Consider the following 18,653-nt stretch of genomic DNA (forward strand, 5'->3'; position numbering starts at 1 on the left):
CCGACGGCTCCCGCCGGGCGGCCCCGCCGGTCGATCCCCGGTAGCGGTCTCGCCAAGGGCCTGGCCGTCACCCTCCGCACGATGACGCGGAAGACGGTCACCGAGCAGTACCCGGACGCCCAGCCGGAACTCCCGCCCCGTACCCGTGGCGTCATCGGCCTGTTCGAGGAGAACTGCACGGTCTGCATGCTCTGCGCCCGTGAGTGCCCCGACTGGTGCATCTACATCGACTCCCACAAGGAGACGGTCCCGCCCGCCGCCCCGGGCGGCCGCGAGCGCAGCCGCAACGTCCTCGACCGCTTCGCCATCGACTTCTCGCTGTGCATGTACTGCGGTATCTGCATCGAGGTCTGTCCTTTCGACGCCCTGTTCTGGTCTCCGGAGTTCGAGTACGCCGAGACCGACATCCACGAACTCACCCATGAACGCGACAAGCTCCGCGAATGGATGTGGACCGTTCCGGCCCCACCCGCCCTCGACCCCGCCGCCGAAGAACCGAAGGAGATCGCGGCCGCCCGTAAGTCGGCCGAGAAGCTCGCGGCTGCCCAGGCCGAGCCCAACGAACCCCAGGGAGGAGAATCGTGACGCTCGCTCAGGCACACCACGGTTTTCTCTCCCCGACCGGTGTCGAGATCGCCTTCCTGCTCGTCGGGCTGGTCACCTTCGGCGCCGCCCTCGTCAGCGTGACCACCAAGCAGCTGGTGCACGCCGCCCTGTGGCTCGTGGTCACCCTCGGCGGCCTGGCCGTCGAGTACCTGCTTCTCACCGCCGAGTTCATCGCCTGGGTGCAGGTCCTCATCTATGTCGGTTCCGTCGTCGTGCTCCTCCTGTTCGGTCTGATGCTCACCAAGGCCCCCATCGGCCGCTCTCCGGACGCGGACTCCGGCAACCGCTGGGCCGCTCTCACCGTGGCCGTCGCCGCGGCCGCCGCCCTCGTCTGGGTGGTCGTCGACGCCTTCCGCGCGACCTGGATCGACCTGGGCGGTCCGGCCGCCGGCTCGACCGAGGTCACCGGCGCCAGCCTCTTCCAGAACTGGGTCCTTCCCTTCGAGGCCCTCTCCGTCCTTCTTCTTGCGGCGCTGGTCGGCGCGATCGTCCTGTCCCGCAAGGCGAAGGCGGAGTCGAGCTCTCCCCCTGTGAACGCCCGAGCCGCGACCGAGAGTTCCCAGTCCGTGACAGAGAGTTCCCTTTCTGTTCCGGACGCCCGGGAAAACCCGGCCGAGCAGGAAGGCACCCGCTGATGCACCTCGTCTATCCCGCCGTCCTGTCCGCCCTCCTCTTCTGCACCGGGCTCTACGGCGTCCTCGCCCGCCGCAACGCGATCCTCGTCCTGATGTCCGTCGAGCTGATGCTCAACGCCGTCAACCTCAACCTGGTCGCCTTCGACGTCTGGCTCAGCAGGACGGCCGAGGACACCCTGCACTCCGGACAGGCCCTGACCCTGTTCACCATCGCCATCGCCGCCGCCGAGATCGGCATCGGTCTGGCGATCGTCCTCGCCGTCCACCGCAACCGGGGCACCGCGGACATCGACCGGCTCCGCGACACCGCCGAAGGCCACGAGAGCCACGCGACGGACGGCCCCGACAGCGACACCCCCGCGACCGGAACGGCCGCCGAGAAGGCTGAGGCCACCGCGTGACCACGACCACCCTCGCCGCCCTCGTCCCTCTCCTGCCGTTCCTGGGCGCTGCCGCCGGCCTGCTCCTGGGCCGCACCGCCGCTGGCTTCGTGCGCCCGCTCGCCGTCCTGCCGACCCTCGCCGCGCTCGCAGTGGCCGCGATCGTCGCTGTGCGCCAGGGCGGTGGCGCCTCTGTCGACGCGGCCACCGAACTGACCCCGACCGGCTCTGTCCCGATCGAACTGGCCCTGCACATCGACGGTTTCGCCGCCCTGGTCGCCGTCCTGGTCGGGCTGGTCGCCGCCTGCGTGCAGATCTACTCGACCGGCTATCTGCGCGAGGACCCCCGCTACCCCTCGTACGCCGCGCTCGTCTCCCTCTTCACCTCCGCGATGTTCCTGGTCGTCTACTCCGGCGACCTGATCGTGCTGCTGGTCGGCTGGGAAGTCATGGGCATCTGCTCCTACTTCCTGGTCGGCCACTACTGGGAGACCCCGGAGGCCCGCGCCGCCTCCATCAAGGCCTTCCTGGTCACCAAGCTCGGCGATGTCCCCTTCCTCATCGGTCTGTTCGCCCTCGCCACCGACGTCGGCTCCTTCGAGATCACGAAGGTCCTCGGCGCCGTCGCCCACGGCGGACTCGACCACCCGACCCTCGTCGCCCTGCTGCTGCTCGCGGGCGTGGCCGGCAAGTCCGCGCAGTTCCCGCTGCACACCTGGCTCCCGGACGCGATGGCGGGCCCCACTCCCGTCTCCGCGCTGATCCACGCCGCGACGATGGTCGCCGCCGGTGTCTACTTCGTCGCCCGTCTCCTCCCGGTCTTCGAGGCGTCCCAGGCCGCGATGGTGGTCCTCGCCGCGATGGCCGCCGTCACCATGGTCGGTTCGGGCCTGGCCGCCCTCGCCCAGGACGACATCAAGCGCGTCCTCGCCTACTCGACGATGGGCCAGCTCGGCTACATGACCGGCGCCCTCGCCGTCGGCGATCGCGGTGCCGCCGTCTTCCACCTCCTCTCGCACGGCGCCTTCAAGGCGCTGCTGTTCCTCGCGGCGGGCGTGATCATCCACGCCGCCGGCACCAACTCGCTGGCCGCCATGTCCCGCATGAGCCACCTGCGCGACCGCGTCCCCGACGCCTACTGGACGATGACCGTGGCGCTTCTCGCGCTCGCCGCGATCCCGCCGTTCAGCGGCTTCTTCTCCAAGGAGTCCGTCCTCGGTGCCGCCGAGCACGTCACCGCGGGCCACACCGAGCACGCGCCCGGTGCCGCGGGCTGGCTCGTCCTCGTCGCCGGACTGATCACCGGCCTCCTCACCGCCGCCTACGCGACCCGCCTGTGGCTGCTGGCCTTCCGCGGCCGGGGCGCCGAGGCCCCCGACCACGGCCGCGAGCCCCTGACCATGACCGTGGTGCTGTGGGTCCTGGCCGTCCCGTCCCTCGCCCTCGGCGCGTTCGCCTACCGCACGCTTCCCGACTGGTTCGACGGCGACGACCTCGCGCCGACCCTGACCACGGCCGTCCTCGGCACAGGCGTGGCTCTGGCCGGCGGATTCGTCATGTACGCGGCCTGGCGCCATGTCACCGGGGTCGCCGCCCGCGTCCCCCTGGGCGCGGTCGCCGCCCACCCCGAGGGCGACGCGGGACGCGTCGAGGCCGAAGCCATCGCGACGCACGCGCCGGCCTACGGAGATGTGGCCTCGGCCCCGGACCCGGCGGACCCGGGACGGCTCCTCCTCGGCCCGCTGCACCGCCACGCGGCCGTCGGCTTCCACCTCGACGCCGTCTACCAGACGCTGTTCGTCCGCCCGGTCCAGGCCGGCGCGAGCCTCGTCCGGTTCCTCGACCGCGAGGTCGTCGACACCTACGTACGCGGCGCGGGCGCCGTGCCCCGCTGGCTGGGGGCCGCCGTACGGCGCGCCCAGACAGGCAACGTCCAGACCTATGTGAGCGCGCTGCTCGCCGGCACCGTCGTCCTGGCGGTCGCCGCCCTTCTCCTCGCTTCGGGAGCGTGAGCAGGCGTGATCGATATCAACGAGTCCGTGATGCAGTTCCTTCTTGCGTTCATCGTGGCCGGCCCGCTCCTCGGCGCCGTCGCCGCTCTGCTGCCGGCCCCGCCCGGGCTGAAGGGGAAGTCACCCGAGCAGGCCGTGCTGCGCCACGGCGTGACCGTGACCGGCGCGATCCTCATCGCCGCGATCGTCCTCGCGCTCGGCTTCGACCACGACCATCCCTCGAAGATGCAGGCCAGTACGGACATCAGCTGGATCCCCGCACTCGACGTGCGCATCCACCTCGGCATCGACGGCATCTCCCTCCCCCTGCTGGTCCTGACCGCGCTGCTGACCTTCCTCTGCGCGGTGTACTCCTACTTCAAGCAGCCGAACCAGAGCCTGACGCCGCAGACTCCGGGCCCGTCCCCTAAGGCCTTCGTCGCGCTCGTGCTCGTCCTCGAGTCCGGCACCCTCGCTACCTTCGCCGTCCTCGACCTGCTGCTGTTCTTCCTCGCCTTCGAGATGGTCCTGATCCCGATGTACTTCCTCATCGCCCGCTGGGGCGGCGAGGGCCGGACCCAGGCGGCCTGGAAGTTCATCCTCTTCACCCTGTTCGGGTCCGTGGTCATGCTGCTCGGCCTGCTCCTGATCGGAATCAAGGCGGGCACCTTCGACATGGTGGCACTCGCCACTGACAACGGCCGGTCGCTGACCACGTCCGTGCAGGTCATCGCCGTTCTTGCGATCGGGATCGGGCTCGCCGTAAAGACCCCGATGTGGCCGCTGCACAGCTGGCTGCCCGACGCCCACACCGCCGCCCCGACCGTCGGCTCGGTCCTGCTGGCCGGCGTACTGCTGAAGATGGGTACGTACGGGTTCGTCCGGATTCTGCTGCCCGTCGCACCGGACGGCTTCCGCATCTTCGCCCCCTACCTCGCCGCCTTCGCCGTCGTCGGGATCATCTACGGATCCCTGGCCTGCCTGGCCCTCGCCAAGCAGGGCGCGAAGGGCGACCTCAAGCGCCTCATCGCGTACTCCTCCGTCGGCCACATGGGCTTCGTCCTGCTCGGCATCGCGACCATGACCCCGACCGGCGTGAACGGTGCACTGTTCGCCAACATCGCCCACGGCCTCATCACCGGCCTCCTCTTCTTCCTGGTCGGAGCCCTGAAGGACCGCACCGGCACGACCGACCTGGACACCCTCGCCGAGCGGACCGGCGCCGCGCTGTACGGCAGGACCCCCCGCCTCGGCGGTCTCCTCGCCTTCGCCGCCGTAGCCTCGCTCGGCCTGCCGGGCCTGGCCGGCTTCTGGGGCGAGATGCTGGCCCTGTTCGGCGCCTTCGACCCCGCCGACGGCCTCAGCCGCCCCGCCTTCCTCACCTTCACGGCGATCGCCGCGTTCGGCACGCTGCTGACGGCCGCGTACCTGCTCACCGTGGTCCGCCGAGTCTGCATGGGTACCGTCCCGCAGGACGCCCCGCGCCTCGCCGATGTGCAGACCTACGAGTTCGCGGCCTGGGCCCCGCTCGTCGCCCTCACCGTCGTCGCCGGCCTGTGGCCGAAGGTCCTCCTCGGCCTGACCGATCCGGCCGTGCAGCAGCTCCTCGCAGGAGGCACCCGATGAGCTCCCTGGCCCAGCCCGTGCTCCGGCCCCTGGCCGAGTCGGTGGTGCAGTCCGTCGACTGGCTCGCCATCGCACCGCCCACCCTCGCGGCGGTCGTCGCCCTCGTCGTCCTCGTCGCCGACCTCTTCGTCGGCGATGCCCGCAAGCCACTCCTCGGCTGGTTCTCGGTCGCGGGCCTCGCGGCCTCCACAGCTCTCCTCCTGCCCCTCCTGGACGGCGACCGCTCCACCTTCTGCCTGACCGGCGACACACGCGTGTGCAGCTACACCGCCGATCGCTTCACCCTCGTCATCCAGTTCCTGGTGCTCGGGGGAGCACTACTGGCGGCCCTGCTGTCGGTCACCGCCCTCAAGGACGAGCGCGGGCGCCTCCCCGAAGGCGAGTTCTGGTTCCTGCTGCTGTCCTCAGCCGCCGGCGCCGCCCTGCTGCCCGCCTCCCGCGACCTCGCCACGCTCGTCGTCGCCCTGGAGGTCGCCTCCCTGCCCGCCTTCGCCCTCGTCGGCATCCGGCACGGCGACCGCAGGTCCTCCGAGGCCGCCCTGAAGTTCTTCCTGTCGTCCGTCACCGCGACCACCGTCAGCCTCCTGGGCGTCAGCTTCGTGTACGCGACGACCGGCACCCTCTACCTGACCCAGGTCGCCGACCGCATCCAGCACGTCGACGGGCAGCTTCACACCCTGGGCCAGACGGGTGTGGTCCTCACCCTCATCGGCTTCGCCTTCAAGACGGCCGCGGTGCCCTTCCACTTCTGGGTTCCCGACACCTACGTCGGCGCCCCTCTGCCCATCGCCGCCTATCTGTCGGTCGTCGGCAAGGCGGTCGGCTTCTCCGGCCTCATCCTCGTCACGGTCGTCGGCTTCCCCTCGTACGCCGACGTCTGGGGCCCCGCCATGGCCGCGCTGGCCGCCCTCACCATGACCGTCGGCAACGTCGGCGCCCTCCGCCAGCAGGCCACCCGCGCGTACAGCGCCGTACGCCTGCTCGCCTGGTCCTCCGTCGGTCAGGCCGGCTATCTCCTCGTACCGATCGCCGCCGCCGCTTACTCCGACGACGCCGAGCACGCCATCGGCTCCACGGTCGCCTACGCACTCATGTACGCCGCCGTGAACCTGGGCGCCTTCGCGGTGGCCGCCCTGGTGGGCCGCACCAGCACGACGAACCGGATCACGGACTACCGGGGCCTCTACGCGAAAAACCCGCTCGCGGCCCTCCTCCTGGCGTTCTTCCTGCTCTGCCTCGCGGGACTGCCGCCGGGCATCATCGGCCTCTTCGCGAAGGTCACCGTCTTCTCGGCAGCCGTCGACGCGGGCCTCGGCTGGCTCGCGGTCGTCATGGCCGTCAACGTGGTGATCGCCCTGTACTACTACCTCCAGTGGACGGCCCTGCTCTTCCGCGCTCCCGAGGGCGAGCCCGAGAAGCACCGCGTACCCGCTCCGCTCACGATCGCGATCAGCCTCACAGCGGCCCTCGGTATCGCCCTCTCCGGAGCACCCCAGCTGATCCTGCGCTTCGCCGACACCGGCCTCTTCTGAGTCGTCACGCGCGTGTGCGCCTCCGTCCTCACCCGGACGGCCCACCGCCATGCCCGCAGGCACAAGGGAACTAGTGCCTCCCGCCTGGCGTTGACCAGTACGGGAGGGTGCACTGGATGTGACATCACGGCACAGTGCCACCGGAGAACGACTGGACTCGTAAGCAAAGGGTTCCCCTGCTGCACGACTTGGAGGGCGTACCGTGCACCGCCGGCACAACGGGCTCAGGACCGCAGTACTCCTCGGGGGACTGTCCGCACTCATCATCGTCATCGGCAGCTTCTTCGGCCGCATGGGGCTGATCGTCGCGGTCCTGATCGCGCTGGGCACCAACGCGTACACGTACTGGAACAGCGACAAGCTGGCGCTACGCGCGATGCGCGCCCGCCCGGTGAGCGAGTTCGAGGCTCCCGCCCTGTACCGGATGGTCCGAGAGCTCTCCACGCAGGCCCGCCAGCCCATGCCCCGCCTGTACATCTCCCCGACCGAGGCACCCAACGCCTTCGCCACCGGCCGCAACCCGCGCAACGCCGCCGTGTGCTGCACGGAGGGAATCCTGCGTCTCCTCGACGAGCGCGAACTGCGCGGCGTCATCGGCCATGAACTCAGCCACGTCTACAACCGGGACATCCTGATCTCCTCGGTCGCCGGCGCACTCGCCTCCGTGATCATGTTCCTGGTCAACTTCGCCTGGCTGATCCCGATCGGCCGCTCGGACGACGATGACGGCCCCGGCATCCTCGGCATGCTCCTGATCATGATCCTCGGCCCGCTCGCCGCCGGCCTCATCCAGCTCGCCATCAGCCGCTCCCGGGAGTACGAGGCGGACACGTCCGGCGCCCAACTCACCGGTGACCCGCTTGCCCTCGCGAGCGCACTGCGCAAACTGGATACAGGCACCAAACAGCTTCCGCTGCCCCCGGAGCCCCGCATCGAGACCGCGAGCCACATGATGATCGCGAATCCCTTCCGTCAGGGCCAGGGGCTCTCCAAGACGTTCTCGACACACCCGCCGATGGCGGACCGCATCGCCCGGCTCGAGAAAATGGCAGGTCGTCACCAGTGAAGACCATTCTGAACGTCATCTGGCTGATCCTGAGTGGCTTCTGGCTGTTCCTCGCCTATCTGGCCGCTGGAGCGCTGCTCTGCATCACGATCATCGGCATTCCCTTCGGCGTTGCCGCCTTTCGTATCGGGATCTTCGCCCTCTGGCCCTTCGGCTACACGACGATCGAGCGTCGCGACGCGGGCGCGCCTTCGTGCCTCGGCAACGTGCTCTGGCTGATCCTCGCCGGCTGGTGGCTGGCCATCGGGCACATCGTCACCGGGCTCCTGCTCTGCCTCACCATCATCGGGATCCCGTTCGGCATCGCGAACTTCAAACTGATTCCCGTCTCGCTGTTCCCGCTCGGCCGTGAAATCGTGCCCACGGACCAGCCGTTCGCGTCACGCTGACGGCGCGCACCCCGTCCGCTCGTCGTCCACGACCGGCCGGGCCTCCGCTCGCCGGTTGTCCACAGGCGGCGGGTTGTCCACAGGCCGGCCCTGTTGTCAGTGGCGGCTTGCACCATGAACGCATGACCGAGAACGAGCAGTTGTGGGCGAGGGCGGCTGCCAAGGCGGCCACCACCCGCCCCTGGGGCTGGCCTTCGCTCCCCGACCCAGTGGACGCGGCCACCGTGGCCCGCGCGGAGGCTGCCCTCGGCTTCCGCCTCCCGCCCCTGCTCGCCGACCTCTACCTGCGCATAGGGGACGGCGGATTCGGCCCGGAGTACGGGCTGCTCCCCCTGTTCGACACCTCTCCGGCCGGTGAGCCGGCTGCCGTCACCCAATACCTCGCACACCGTGAAGGCGGTCGCGAGGACCCCGACTGGCCCTGGCCCGAGGGCGTCCTGCCGATATCCCACTGGGGTTGCGCCATGTACGCGTGCGTGGACTGCCACTCCCCAGAGGGGACGGTCCTGCTCTTCGAGCCGAATTCCGGCGACCCCGACCACGCCTGGTTCGTCGACGCTCCGAGCCTCGGGCACTGGCTGCGGTCCTGGCTCGACGGCACGGGCTGGTACGGCGCCCTGGACGACGACCTGGGACTGCACCCGTGGACCGAGTTCCGCATACGCACGACGGCGACCGGGAGAACGACGCCCTAGCAGCGTGCAGGGGGGCTCCCCGTTGCCCGGTGTCCGCGTCCGTCACCGCAGCCTGCCGTGCCGCTACCGCGTGCCGCCCACCGCCGTCGTACGGCTACTGCCCGCCCGTCACTCCCGCCGTACGCCTAGCGTGCGCCCGACCAGCGTCGCCGTACCCCGTATGCGAGCACCCCCGCCGCCAGTACTCCCGCACCCGCGGCCACCGAGGTTCCCGGAAGCGCGAACGCGAGAACCACGCAGCCCAGGAGCCCGAGCGTGGGCAGCAACCGCTTCGCCGGGGCCGGATCGAGTGTCCAGGCCGACGCGTTCGCCACCGCGTAGTACACCAGCACACCGAAGGAGGAGAATCCGATCGCGCCCCGGACGTCCACCGTGGCGGCCAGGACCGCGACGACCAGGCCCACGGCGAGCTCGGCCCGGTGCGGCACCCGGAAGCGCGGATGTACGACCGACAGGGCGCCGGGCAGATGCCGGTCCCGTGCCATGGCCAGTGTCGTGCGCGAGACGCCCAGGATGAGGGCGAGGAGCGAGCCCAGCGCCGCCACGGCGGCCCCGATCCGAACCACCGGCGTCAGCCCGGGCATCCCCGCCGCTCGGACCGCGTCGGCCAGCGGAGCCTGCGCACGTCCGAGACCGCCCGGCCCCAGCGCGGAAAGGACAGCGACCGCCACACACGCGTACACGACCAGCGTGATGCCCAGGGTCAGGGGGATCGCGCGGGGGATGGTGCGCGCCGGGTCCCGCACCTCCTCACCCAGGGTCGCGATGCGGGCGTACCCGGCGAAGGCGAAGAACAGCAGACCGGCGGCCGTCAGTACGCCCCCGACGCCCCCGGACACTCCGACGTCCAGCCGCCCCCCGTCGGACGTGCCGGACCCCAGACACACGACCACCACGGAAGCGAGCACCGCCAGGACCACCGCCACGATCGCCCGCGTCAGCCAGGCCGACTTCTGGACGCCGCCGTAGTTCACCGCGGTCAGCGCCACCACGGCCGCGACCGCCACCGCGTGCGCCTGCCCCGGCCAGACGTACGCCCCGACCGTCAGAGCCATCGCCGCACAGGAGGCCGTCTTCCCGACCACGAACGACCAGCCCGCCAGATATCCCCAGAACACGCCGAGCCGCTCGCGCCCGTACACGTACGTGCCGCCCGAGGCCGGATACAGCGCGGCCAGCCGCGCCGACGACATGGCGTTGCAGTAGGCGACCAGCGCGGCGAGCGCGAGTCCGGGCAGCAGCCCGGAGCCCGCGGCCCGCGCCGCGGGAGCGAGCGCGACGAAGACACCGGCACCGATCATCGAGCCGAGCCCGATGGCCACGGCGTCGCCGACGCCCAGCGTCCGCCGCAACTCCGCGCCTGATCCGGGCTGTGTCATGAGCCGCACCCTAGTGATCGACGGAACCATCCGGTGCCGTCGGGACGTCGTCCTCATCAACACGACACGAACCCGCGTGCGACGCAGGACGCGGGGCGCGACGGAGACGAGCACAGCCCGTCCGGAGCGAGCGACATCACAGTGCCCGGACAGCGCGGGCACAGCACGGAAGGGCAGGTTCAGGGCATGAGCATCATCAGCTGGATCATCCTGGGGTTGTTGGCCGGAGTCGTCGCCAAGGTTCTGCTGCCGGGCCGCGACCCGGGTGGCTTCATCGGCACGACCCTCATCGGCGTCGCGGGCGCCTTCATCGGCGGCTGGATATCGGCCCGCTGGCTGGACCACCCCATCACCAAGGACTTCTACGACGGCGCCACCTGGGCCGCGGCGATCGGTGGTTCTCTCGTGCTGCTGATCGCCTACCGCCTGCTGTTCGGCAACTCACGCGACTGAGGGCTCTCCGCGAGGCCTGCCCGTCGGCGGCCGCGTTGCCCCCGAGCGCAGCCGCGAGGGCCGGAACAGATGAGGTGGGCGCCCGTCGGGCGCCCACCTCTGCTCGTATGCGTCGAAAGACGCCGACCGGGTGATGATTCCCCGCGTCGCCCGGCCGGCCGTTCGTCCGGCTACCGGTAGTTCACGAACTGCAGAGCGAAGTCGAAGTCCTGGCCCTTGAGCAGGGTGATGATGGCCTGGAGGTCGTCACGGCTCTTGGAGCTGACACGCAGTTCCTCGCCCTGTACCTGGGCCTTCACACCCTTGGGGCCCTCGTCGCGGATGAGCTTCGCGACCTTCTTCGCGTTCTCCTGGGAGATGCCTTCCTTGATCTCCGCGAAGAGCTTGTACTCCTTGCCGGAGAGCTGGGGCTCGCCCGCCTCCAGCGCCTTCAGGGAGATCCCGCGCTTGATCAGCTTGGACTGGAAGACGTCGAGAACGGCGTTCACCCGGTCCTCGGAGTTCGCCTCCATCAGGATCTTTTCACCGGACCACGAGATCGAGGCGCCGACGCCCTTGAAGTCGTAGCGCTGCGAAATCTCCTTGGCGGCCTGGTTGAGGGCGTTGTCGACCTCCTGCCGCTCGACCTTCGAGACGATGTCGAAACTGGAGTCGGCCATGTCCTGTGGCTCCTTGTATCGGGGTGCGTGTCGGGTGCGTATCGGCGTACGTGGGGGTGACCGCCGAGCCCGGCGTGATCCCGGGCCGCATCCGCACAAGCCTAGTCACCCCGCCTCCTCCGGGCGGCGAGGAATCAGGTGGCGAAGCACCCCTGGGCATCGGGTATCGTTTACGTCGTTGCCAGGGAGCGCCGCCGAAAAGCGGTTCGAATGGGCAGCAAGCCCGGCGGTGTGCCCGAGCGGCCAAAGGGAGCAGACTGTAAATCTGCCGGCTCAGCCTACCCAGGTTCGAACCCTGGCGCCGCCACGCTGAGAGAGGGAACCCCTCCGAACTGCGGAAACGCAGAGCGGAGGGGTTTCTTCGTGTGAGGGGGAGGGCGGAGGGCTACGCGCCTTCAGTCCCCTTCGGGAGAGTCCTCCCGGGCCTCCGGTGCTTGCGCCGAAGGTGGCTTCGCCACCCTTTTCACCTCCGCCTCGACGTCGTTGCGCGGCTTGTTCTCGTCCTTGGCGTACTCGGTCACCGTTGCCTGTACGTCGCGGGCGAGGTCGCGCCAGGCGCGCCAGGCGGTTTCGTAGGTGTCCGTCTGGATGTCCGACCAGGTGGTGGCCGTGGGCGCGCCGTACGCGTCCCGCAGCGCTTCGACCCTCGCGTGTGCCTCGTCGGCCGCGCGTTGCTTTTCCACGAGTTCCTCGAAGGTATGTGCCACGTGTACGGATGCTAGGGAGCTGACCGCACTTCCGCGCGGCGAGCGGGGCGCGTCCCGCCATGGGGTACCCGCGTGGCCCACTGGGGCAGACTGGCCATATGTCCAGCGCGTCCAGCCGCCGTAGAACCTGCCCCGAGTGCCGCCGCGAGATCGCCGTCGTCGCCGGACGGTTCGCCCGGCACGACCCGCCGGGAGCGCGGGAGACCGGGGACCTGGTCTCCTGCCCCGGTTCGCGCAGCACGGCGCAACTGGGCGCGGCCCAGCCGTCGTTGGACGGGTACGTGGTCCCGGATTTTCCAGGACAGCTGCCCCTCTTCTAGCGCGCGTAGCGCGCGGAACTTCCTCGGTCCGGCGCCGTTGTCTCAGTTCCCGGCAACCGCCTTGACCGCCACCGGTACCGGCGCCGAGCCGCTGACGAGCTCCAGGGTGAGGCCGGACGTCGCCGGGCTGTCCAGCAGTTCCGCCAGTACCGCGGCCACGTCGTCGCGAGGGACCGGACCGCGGCCCGTACGGGCTTCCAGGCGGACCAGCCCGGTGCCCGCGTCGTCCGTCAGCGCGCCGGGCCGCAGGATCGTCCAGTCGAGGGACTCCAGGCCCTGCACGTACGCGTCCGCCTCGCCCTTGGCGCGTTGGTAGACGTCGAAGACCTCGTCGCCCTGGTGGCGCGGGTCCGCGCCCATGGAGGACACGACCACGAAGCGCCGTACGCCCGCCCGGACCGCGGCGTCGGCGAACAGCACCGCCGCGCCCCTGTCCACCGTGTCCTTGCGGGCCGTCCCGCTGTTCGGGCCGGCGCCCGCCGCGAACACCGCCGCGTCCGCGCCGCGCAGCCGCTCCGCGACCTCCTCGACGGACGCCGACTCCAAATCCAGGACGACCGGTTCGGCGCCGGCCGCCCGAAGGTCGTCGCCCTGTTCGGCCTTGCGGATGATCCCCGCGACCTCGTCCCCGCGCGCGGCGAGCAGGCGCTCCAGCCGCAGCGCGATCTGACCATGACCACCAGCGATGACAATGCGCATGCCTCCGACCGTACGCCCGGACAGCCGCGTCCGCCGCACGGCCTCACCCAGGACCGACCGGCGGCCTCAACTTCCCGCGCGCGTCCGCCTCGTCGACGCGGGCCGCCGTGGTGGCCGGTCGGTCCGCGGTCCTACGACAGTTCCCCCCGGCCCTGCCTCGGCAGGCCCCACTCCGGTGCGCTCGCCGAGCTGCGGTACTCGCGAACGGCGCTGGTGCGGGCCACCACGCGGCCCTGGTGGATCACGATCCTGCTGTACGCCAGGGACAGGGCGCCCGCAAGCCGGTCGCCGCGAACGGCCAGGAGGTCGGCCGGGAAGCCCGCCTCCACGCGGACCTCGGGGAGGCCCAGCGCGGCCCGTGCGGACGTGCTCACGGCGTCGTAGGCGTCCTCGGGGCGCAGGCCGTGGCGTGAGGCGAGCAGGTAGGCCGCCTCCAGGGGGTCGCCGCGGCCCACCGGGTTGGAGATGTCCCGCAACGCCCCGCCGCCCGCCGCCACCCGCACGCCGGCCGCACGCAACAGCCGTACGGGCGCCGCGCCCCGGAGTTCGACGGCGCCGCAGCCGCCCTGGGGAAGGCAGACCACCGTCACGCCGGCGGCGGCGAGTTGGTCGGCGGTGCGGGTGGCCGTTTCGGCGGGGAGGTGGTCGAGGCCCCCGCAGGGGCTGAGGGAGACGCCGGGGCGCAGACCGCCGGCCATCGCCGCCAGGCGGGCGAGACGGGCCGGGTCGGCGGCGTCGGTGTGCAGGTCGACGGGGCAGCCGTGCTCGGCGGCGACCTCCAGGACGGTCTCCACATAGCCCGTCGGATCGGGGTCCAGGTCCGGGCAGCCGCCCACCACCGAGGCGCCCATCTTCACCGCGTCCCGCAGCATCGCGAGCCCGTCCGCCCCGGCCGCCCCGGTCAGCACCCGGGGCATCGCCACGGCCGTCAACTCGACGAGCCCGCGCAGCGAACGCCGGGCCTGCAGGACGGCGTCCAGTGCGCCGAGGCCCTGGACGTCGCCCACGCGCACGTGGGCGCGCACAGCCGTCGCGCCGTGGCCCAGTTGCAGCAGCGCGGCCTCCGTGGCACGGCGCTGGACATCCTCGGGGGCGTACGAGACGGGGCCGTCGGCGTCGGCCGTGAGCGCGGTGTCGGCGTGCGCGTGCGGCTCGGCGGGAGCGGGGAGCAGGAGGTAGCCGCCGAGATCCACGCGCGTGCCGCCATGCGTGGGGCCGGCCGCCAGGCTGCCGGCCGTGCCGACCGCCTCGATGCGCCCGCGGCCCAGCCGTACGTCCACGGTCCGGCCGTCCGTCAGGCGCGCCCCGCGCAGCAGGAGGGCGGCCGGATCCGGTGAACCCCCCGAGGAGCCCGACGGGGACGACGAGGGGGGCGGCTGCGGCTGGCTGTCGGGCATCGCGCTCCAGGGGCTCGGCTCGGGACTGCGCGGGGACGCGGGTGAGGCGGGGGCTGGGTGTGGCGGGTGTGGCGGGTGTGACGGGTGAGCGGCTACGCAGGGTGGCGGGGGCGCAAGATCACGCAGAGTGAGTCGAGCCTAGGACGGCGTTTCGGCGCGAGCGGGGAGGAGCGCAATAGTCGTACCGGTGTGGTCCGGCGTGCGGGAGGGGCTCGGGAGACCGCCGGGACCTTGGGGAACGGCCCTCCGGGCGGTCCCGGAGGGCCTCGCGAAACGGATTTGGGTGAACGGCTGCGGACCGTGTAATGTCTTCCTCGCTCGCCCCAATAGCTCAGTCGGTAGAGCGTCTCCATGGTAAGGAGAAGGTCTACGGTTCGATTCCGTATTGGGGCTCTGGTGGGTGAGGTTCCCGTCGTGAGGCGGGACCTGATCCCATCAAAGCGGTGTAGCTCAGTCGGTAGAGCAAGCGGCTCATAATCGCTGTGTCACCGGTTCAAGTCCGGTCACCGCTACTGACAGTAGCCGATTGTGGGGTCGGTCCTTCGATCGGCTACTCTTCTATGCGTTAATGCGTCATTCGTCCCATCCGTTCGTCAAGGAGCACTCCTGTGGCTGCCACCGACGTCCGCCCGAAGATCACGCTGGCCTGCGTGGAGTGCAAGGAGCGGAACTACATCACCAAGAAGAACCGGCGTAACAACCCGGACCGACTGGAGATGAAGAAGCACTGCCCGCGTTGCAACGCGCACACCGCGCACCGCGAAACGCGATAAATCAGGCTCGTATGCGAGGCCGTCCCCGAGTGATCGGGGGCGGCCTCGTGTCGTTGAGCGACCTGTACCGGTCAGTAGAGCAACGCTGCAACAGAGCGACGCAGAGTGACATAGCAACCAGGAGGTGCCGAGGCCATGGCGCTCGACCAGTCCTTCGTCGGGCGGACCTACCCGCCCACCGATCCCTATGAGGTCGGTCGCGAGAAGATCCGCGAGTTCGCCGAGGCCGTGGGCGACGCCAACCCGGCGTACACCGACCCGGATGCCGCCAAGGCGCTCGGCTACGCCGATGTGATCGCGCCGCCGACCTTCGTGTTCTCGATCACCTTCAAGGCGGCGGGGCAGGTCGTCCAGGACCCTCAGCTGGGTCTCGACTACAGCCGCGTGGTGCACGGTGACCAGAAGTTCGCCTACAAGCGGCCGGTGCGCGCCGGTGACCGGCTGACGGTCACCTCGACCATCGAGGCGGTCAAGTCCATGGCCGGCAATGACATCCTGGACATCCGCGGCGATGTCCACGACGAGAGCGGCGAGCACGTCGTGACCGCCTGGACCAAGCTCGTCGCCCGCGCGGCGGAGCCGGCGGAGTCCGTGGTCACCACGGACGGGGAGGTGTGAGGAACCGATGACGGCGAAGATCGCTTACGACGAGGTCGAGGTCGGCACCGAACTGCCGGCCCGGTCCTTCCCTGTGAACCGCGCCACGCTCGTGCAGTACGCGGGTGCCTCCGGGGACTTCAACCCCATCCACTGGAACGAGAGGTTCGCCAAGGAGGTGGGCCTGCCGGACGTCATCGCGCACGGCATGTTCACCATGGCCGAGGCGATCCGTGTCGTCACCGACTGGACCGGCGACCCGGGCGCCGTCGTCGACTACGGCGTCCGCTTCACCAAGCCCGTCGTCGTCCCGGACGACGACCGTGGCGCCGTGATCGAGGTCAGCGGCAAGGTGGGCGCCAAGCTCGACGACAACACCGTGCGGGTCGACCTGACCGTGACCAGCGGCGGCCTGAAGGTCCTCGGGATGTCCAGGGCGGTCGTACGGCTGGCCTGATCCCGAAACAGTCACACGAACAGCGGTAAGGGGCGCCCTCCATTGCGAGGCGCCCCTCACCGCGTATTCGGGCCTTGACGTAGTTAGTGATTGAGTACTAACTTAGTCGCATGGTCAGGATGAGCGCAGATGAGAGGCGCGAGAGCGTCATCCGCGCGGCGACGAGCGAGTTCGCCCGGGGCGGCTATCACGGCACGTCCACCGAGGCGATCGCCAAGCGCGTGGGTGTCTCGCAGCCGTATCTCTTCCGGCTCTTCCCGGGCAAGAAAGCGATCTTCCTCGCGGCCTCCGAGCGCTGCATGGAAGACACCGTCCGTACGTTCAGGGAGGCGTCCGAGGGGCTGGAGGGCGAAGAGGCCCTGCATGCCATGGCCAACGCGTACATCAAGGTCATCGCGGAGCAGCCCGAACGGCTGATGATGCAGATGCAGACGTACGTGGCGGTGGCCGCCGCGGAGGCGGAGGGCGAGTACGGGTTCGGCGAGACCGTGCGGGCCGGATGGATGCGGCTCTGGGACACCGTGCACCTGCCTCTCGGTGCCGATGTGAACGAGACGACGACCTTCATGGCGTACGGCATGCTCGTCAACTGCCTGGTCGCCATGGGGTTTCCGCCCGAACACCGGGTCTGGGAAGGGCTGTATCCGTCGGCTCGGGCCAAGGGCCGACTGGAGAAGTAGTGCAGGTGCGGCGCGGGTCCTCCGACGGGCGCCTCGAGGTCCTTTTTGGGCGCAAAAGTTAGTTATCAATTACTAACCAAAGATCGACACCAGCTGGGGGAGCGATGTCACAGCAGACCGCACGTCGCGGGGGAACCGTCTGGGCCCTCGTCATCACCAGCGTCGCCGGGTTCATGGCGGCGCTCGACAACCTCGTCGTCACCACCGCCCTGCCGTCCATCCGCAAGGATCTGGGCGGCGGGCTGGGCGACCTCGAATGGACCGTGAGCGCCTACACGCTCACCTTCGCCGTGCTGCTGATGTTCGGCGCCGCGCTCGGTGACCGGTTCGGCCGTCGGCGGATGTTCCTCGCCGGGCTCACCGTCTTCACCGTCGCCTCCGCCGCCGCGGCCATGGCGCCCGGCATCGACTCCCTCATCGCCGCCCGTGCGATCCAGGGCGTCGGCGCGGCCGTCATGATGCCGCTGACGCTGACCCTGCTCACCGCCGCCGTGCCGGCCGCGAAGCGTGGGATGGCGTACGGCATCTGGGGCGCGGTAAACGGACTCGCGGTCGCCTCCGGGCCGCTCATCGGCGGCAGCCTCACCGAACACGTGTCCTGGCACTGGATCTTCTGGCTGAACGTTCCGCTGGGCCTCGCCCTGCTGCCGCTCGCCCGGCTGCGCCTCGCCGAGTCGTACGGCACCGGCGCCCCGCTCGACATCCCCGGCACCCTGCTCGCCAGCGGCGGTCTCTTCGGGCTCGTCTACGGCCTGGTGCGCGGGCCGGCCGACGGCTGGACCAGCTCGCTCGTGCTGACCGGTCTGGTCGCGGGCGGCGCGCTGCTCGTCGGGTTCGTCCTGCACGGGCTGCGGGCCAAGAACCCCATGCTGCCGATGCGCCTCTTCCGCTCCCGTGCCTTCGCCGGGATCAACGCGGCGAGCCTGCTGATGTTCCTCGGGATGTTCGGCTCGATCTTCCTGCTCAGCCAGTACATGCAGGGCGTGCTCGGCTACTCGCCCACGGAGGCCGGTCTCAGGATGCTGCCGTGGACCGGCATGCCGATGCTTGTCGCGCCGATCGCCGGCATCCTCTCCGACCGGGTCGGTGGCCGGCCGGTCGTCGCCGCCGGGCTCTTCTTCCAGGCCGTCGGACTCGGCTGGATGGCGGCCGTGGCGACCGTCGACGCCTCCTACGCCGTCCAGTTGCCCGGTCTGATCGTCAGCGGCATCGGCATGGCGCTGTTCTTCGCCCCGGCCTCCAGCCTGGTGATGTCCAGCGTCCGGCCGCAGGAACAGGGGATCGCCTCGGGCGCCAACAACGCGCTGCGGGAGGTCGGTGGCGCCCTCGGTATCGCGATCATGTCGTCGATCTTCTCGGCGCAGGGTGGTTACGAGTCCGGCCAGGCCTTCGTCGACGGGCTGCGGCCCGCGCTGGTCACCGGCTCGGCCGTGGTGGCCCTCGCCGGGCTCGCCGCACTGCTGATACCGGCCGGGCGGCGAGCGGTCCACGCCGGAGCGGAGACCGAGGCGCAGTCCCGTCCGGCGCCCGCCCTGGAGAGCGCCGGACGCTGAGACACCCGGCACCCCCGGCACCCTGCACGCGCGCGTACGGCCCCGCCCACCAGGCGTTG

General features: G+C 70.5%; 21 protein-coding genes and 3 tRNA genes. 19 read left to right on the forward strand and 5 right to left on the reverse strand.

Features of this window, described 5'->3' with window-relative positions; translation table 11 throughout:
- Window positions 1–81 precede the first annotated feature (81 nt).
- The 9 genes from ACFWBB_RS09035 (at window position 82) to ACFWBB_RS09075 (ending at window position 8,920) form a co-directional block, all read left to right on the forward strand.
- The gene (locus ACFWBB_RS09035) at window positions 82–585 is read left to right on the forward strand and encodes a 4Fe-4S binding protein (protein ID WP_385268729.1); all 504 of its coding nucleotides are present in this window, start codon (window positions 82–84) and stop codon (window positions 583–585) included.
- Complete coding sequence (locus ACFWBB_RS09040; protein WP_385268678.1) at window positions 582–1,241, forward strand: NADH-quinone oxidoreductase subunit J; 660 nt, start codon at window positions 582–584, stop codon at window positions 1,239–1,241. The genes ACFWBB_RS09035 and ACFWBB_RS09040 overlap by 4 nt, the downstream gene beginning before the upstream one ends.
- Window positions 1,241–1,642 carry an NADH-quinone oxidoreductase subunit NuoK gene (nuoK, locus tag ACFWBB_RS09045; protein ID WP_385268680.1) on the forward strand — a complete coding sequence of 134 codons (402 nt, stop codon included), beginning with the start codon at window positions 1,241–1,243 and terminating at the stop codon, window positions 1,640–1,642. The genes ACFWBB_RS09040 and nuoK overlap by 1 nt, the downstream gene beginning before the upstream one ends.
- Window positions 1,639–3,633, forward strand: coding sequence for an NADH-quinone oxidoreductase subunit L (locus tag ACFWBB_RS09050; protein ID WP_385268682.1), 1,995 nt, complete (start codon window positions 1,639–1,641; stop codon window positions 3,631–3,633). The genes nuoK and ACFWBB_RS09050 overlap by 4 nt, the downstream gene beginning before the upstream one ends.
- A 6-nt stretch (window positions 3,634–3,639) precedes the next feature.
- The gene (locus ACFWBB_RS09055) at window positions 3,640–5,238 is read left to right on the forward strand and encodes an NADH-quinone oxidoreductase subunit M (protein WP_385268684.1); all 1,599 of its coding nucleotides are present in this window, start codon (window positions 3,640–3,642) and stop codon (window positions 5,236–5,238) included.
- Window positions 5,235–6,770, forward strand: coding sequence for an NADH-quinone oxidoreductase subunit N (locus tag ACFWBB_RS09060; protein WP_385268686.1), 1,536 nt, complete (start codon window positions 5,235–5,237; stop codon window positions 6,768–6,770). Before ACFWBB_RS09055 ends, ACFWBB_RS09060 begins: the two co-directional genes overlap by 4 nt.
- A gap of 202 nt (window positions 6,771–6,972) precedes the next feature.
- Window positions 6,973–7,836 carry a zinc metalloprotease HtpX gene (gene htpX / locus ACFWBB_RS09065; protein WP_385268688.1) on the forward strand — a complete coding sequence of 288 codons (864 nt, stop codon included), beginning with the start codon at window positions 6,973–6,975 and terminating at the stop codon, window positions 7,834–7,836.
- Window positions 7,833–8,225, forward strand: coding sequence for a YccF domain-containing protein (locus ACFWBB_RS09070; protein WP_385268690.1), 393 nt, complete (start codon window positions 7,833–7,835; stop codon window positions 8,223–8,225). The genes htpX and ACFWBB_RS09070 overlap by 4 nt, the downstream gene beginning before the upstream one ends.
- A gap of 122 nt (window positions 8,226–8,347) precedes the next feature.
- Window positions 8,348–8,920, forward strand: coding sequence for an SMI1/KNR4 family protein (locus tag ACFWBB_RS09075; RefSeq protein ID WP_385268692.1), 573 nt, complete (start codon window positions 8,348–8,350; stop codon window positions 8,918–8,920).
- 125 nt (window positions 8,921–9,045) lie between these two features.
- Here the strand turns inward: ACFWBB_RS09075 and ACFWBB_RS09080 are convergent, their stop codons facing one another.
- Window positions 9,046–10,299 carry an APC family permease gene (locus ACFWBB_RS09080; protein WP_385268694.1) on the reverse strand — a complete coding sequence of 418 codons (1,254 nt, stop codon included), beginning with the start codon at window positions 10,297–10,299 and terminating at the stop codon, window positions 9,046–9,048.
- Between the two features lie 186 nt (window positions 10,300–10,485).
- On the opposite strand from ACFWBB_RS09080, the gene ACFWBB_RS09085 reads away from it, so the two are divergent.
- Complete coding sequence (locus tag ACFWBB_RS09085) at window positions 10,486–10,752, forward strand: GlsB/YeaQ/YmgE family stress response membrane protein (protein WP_385268696.1); 267 nt, start codon at window positions 10,486–10,488, stop codon at window positions 10,750–10,752.
- A 170-nt stretch (window positions 10,753–10,922) separates the two neighbouring features.
- Here ACFWBB_RS09085 and ACFWBB_RS09090 read toward each other — a convergent pair whose 3' ends face one another.
- On the reverse strand, window positions 10,923–11,411 hold the full coding sequence (locus ACFWBB_RS09090; protein ID WP_328480289.1) for a YajQ family cyclic di-GMP-binding protein: 489 nt from the start codon (window positions 11,409–11,411) through the stop codon (window positions 10,923–10,925).
- A 225-nt stretch (window positions 11,412–11,636) separates the two neighbouring features.
- Here ACFWBB_RS09090 and ACFWBB_RS09095 point away from each other — a divergent pair.
- A tRNA-Tyr gene (locus ACFWBB_RS09095) sits at window positions 11,637–11,718 on the forward strand.
- Between the two features lie 88 nt (window positions 11,719–11,806).
- Here the strand turns inward: ACFWBB_RS09095 and ACFWBB_RS09100 are convergent.
- Window positions 11,807–12,118 (reverse strand): hypothetical protein, encoded by a 312-nt coding sequence (locus ACFWBB_RS09100; RefSeq protein ID WP_385268699.1) that lies wholly within the window; start codon window positions 12,116–12,118, stop codon window positions 11,807–11,809.
- Window positions 12,119–12,216: 98 nt separating this feature from the next.
- Here ACFWBB_RS09100 and ACFWBB_RS09105 point away from each other — a divergent pair, with 98 nt between their 5' ends.
- On the forward strand, window positions 12,217–12,438 hold the full coding sequence (locus ACFWBB_RS09105) for a hypothetical protein (RefSeq protein ID WP_385268701.1): 222 nt from the start codon (window positions 12,217–12,219) through the stop codon (window positions 12,436–12,438).
- A 42-nt stretch (window positions 12,439–12,480) separates the two neighbouring features.
- On the opposite strand, the gene ACFWBB_RS09110 is transcribed toward ACFWBB_RS09105, so the two are convergent.
- Window positions 12,481–13,137, reverse strand: coding sequence for an SDR family oxidoreductase (locus ACFWBB_RS09110; RefSeq protein ID WP_385268703.1), 657 nt, complete (start codon window positions 13,135–13,137; stop codon window positions 12,481–12,483).
- A 131-nt stretch (window positions 13,138–13,268) separates the two neighbouring features.
- Complete coding sequence (locus tag ACFWBB_RS09115) at window positions 13,269–14,534, reverse strand: hydrolase (protein ID WP_385268705.1); 1,266 nt, start codon at window positions 14,532–14,534, stop codon at window positions 13,269–13,271.
- A 320-nt stretch (window positions 14,535–14,854) separates the two neighbouring features.
- Here ACFWBB_RS09115 and ACFWBB_RS09120 point away from each other — a divergent pair.
- From ACFWBB_RS09120 to ACFWBB_RS09150, 7 genes are all read left to right on the forward strand, one after another.
- Window positions 14,855–14,927: transfer RNA gene (locus ACFWBB_RS09120), tRNA-Thr, on the forward strand.
- A 46-nt stretch (window positions 14,928–14,973) separates the two neighbouring features.
- Window positions 14,974–15,046 (forward strand) — tRNA-Met (locus ACFWBB_RS09125).
- A 96-nt stretch (window positions 15,047–15,142) separates the two neighbouring features.
- Entirely contained in the window at window positions 15,143–15,307 is a 165-nt protein-coding gene (rpmG, locus tag ACFWBB_RS09130; RefSeq protein ID WP_003948671.1) for a 50S ribosomal protein L33, read from the forward strand.
- A 135-nt stretch (window positions 15,308–15,442) separates the two neighbouring features.
- On the forward strand, window positions 15,443–15,925 hold the full coding sequence (locus tag ACFWBB_RS09135; protein WP_385268709.1) for a MaoC family dehydratase N-terminal domain-containing protein: 483 nt from the start codon (window positions 15,443–15,445) through the stop codon (window positions 15,923–15,925).
- A gap of 7 nt (window positions 15,926–15,932) precedes the next feature.
- Window positions 15,933–16,361 carry a MaoC family dehydratase gene (locus ACFWBB_RS09140; protein WP_385268711.1) on the forward strand — a complete coding sequence of 143 codons (429 nt, stop codon included), beginning with the start codon at window positions 15,933–15,935 and terminating at the stop codon, window positions 16,359–16,361.
- Between the two features lie 110 nt (window positions 16,362–16,471).
- On the forward strand, window positions 16,472–17,041 hold the full coding sequence (locus tag ACFWBB_RS09145; protein ID WP_385268713.1) for a TetR/AcrR family transcriptional regulator: 570 nt from the start codon (window positions 16,472–16,474) through the stop codon (window positions 17,039–17,041).
- A 104-nt stretch (window positions 17,042–17,145) separates the two neighbouring features.
- Window positions 17,146–18,594: a DHA2 family efflux MFS transporter permease subunit gene (locus ACFWBB_RS09150; RefSeq protein ID WP_385268715.1), complete on the forward strand. Its 1,449-nt coding sequence runs from the start codon at window positions 17,146–17,148 to the stop codon at window positions 18,592–18,594.
- Window positions 18,595–18,653: the final 59 nt, after the last annotated feature.

Origin of the sequence: Streptomyces sp. NPDC060000 (assembly GCF_042737375.1) — a bacterium.
GTDB lineage: Bacteria > Actinomycetota > Actinomycetes > Streptomycetales > Streptomycetaceae > Streptomyces.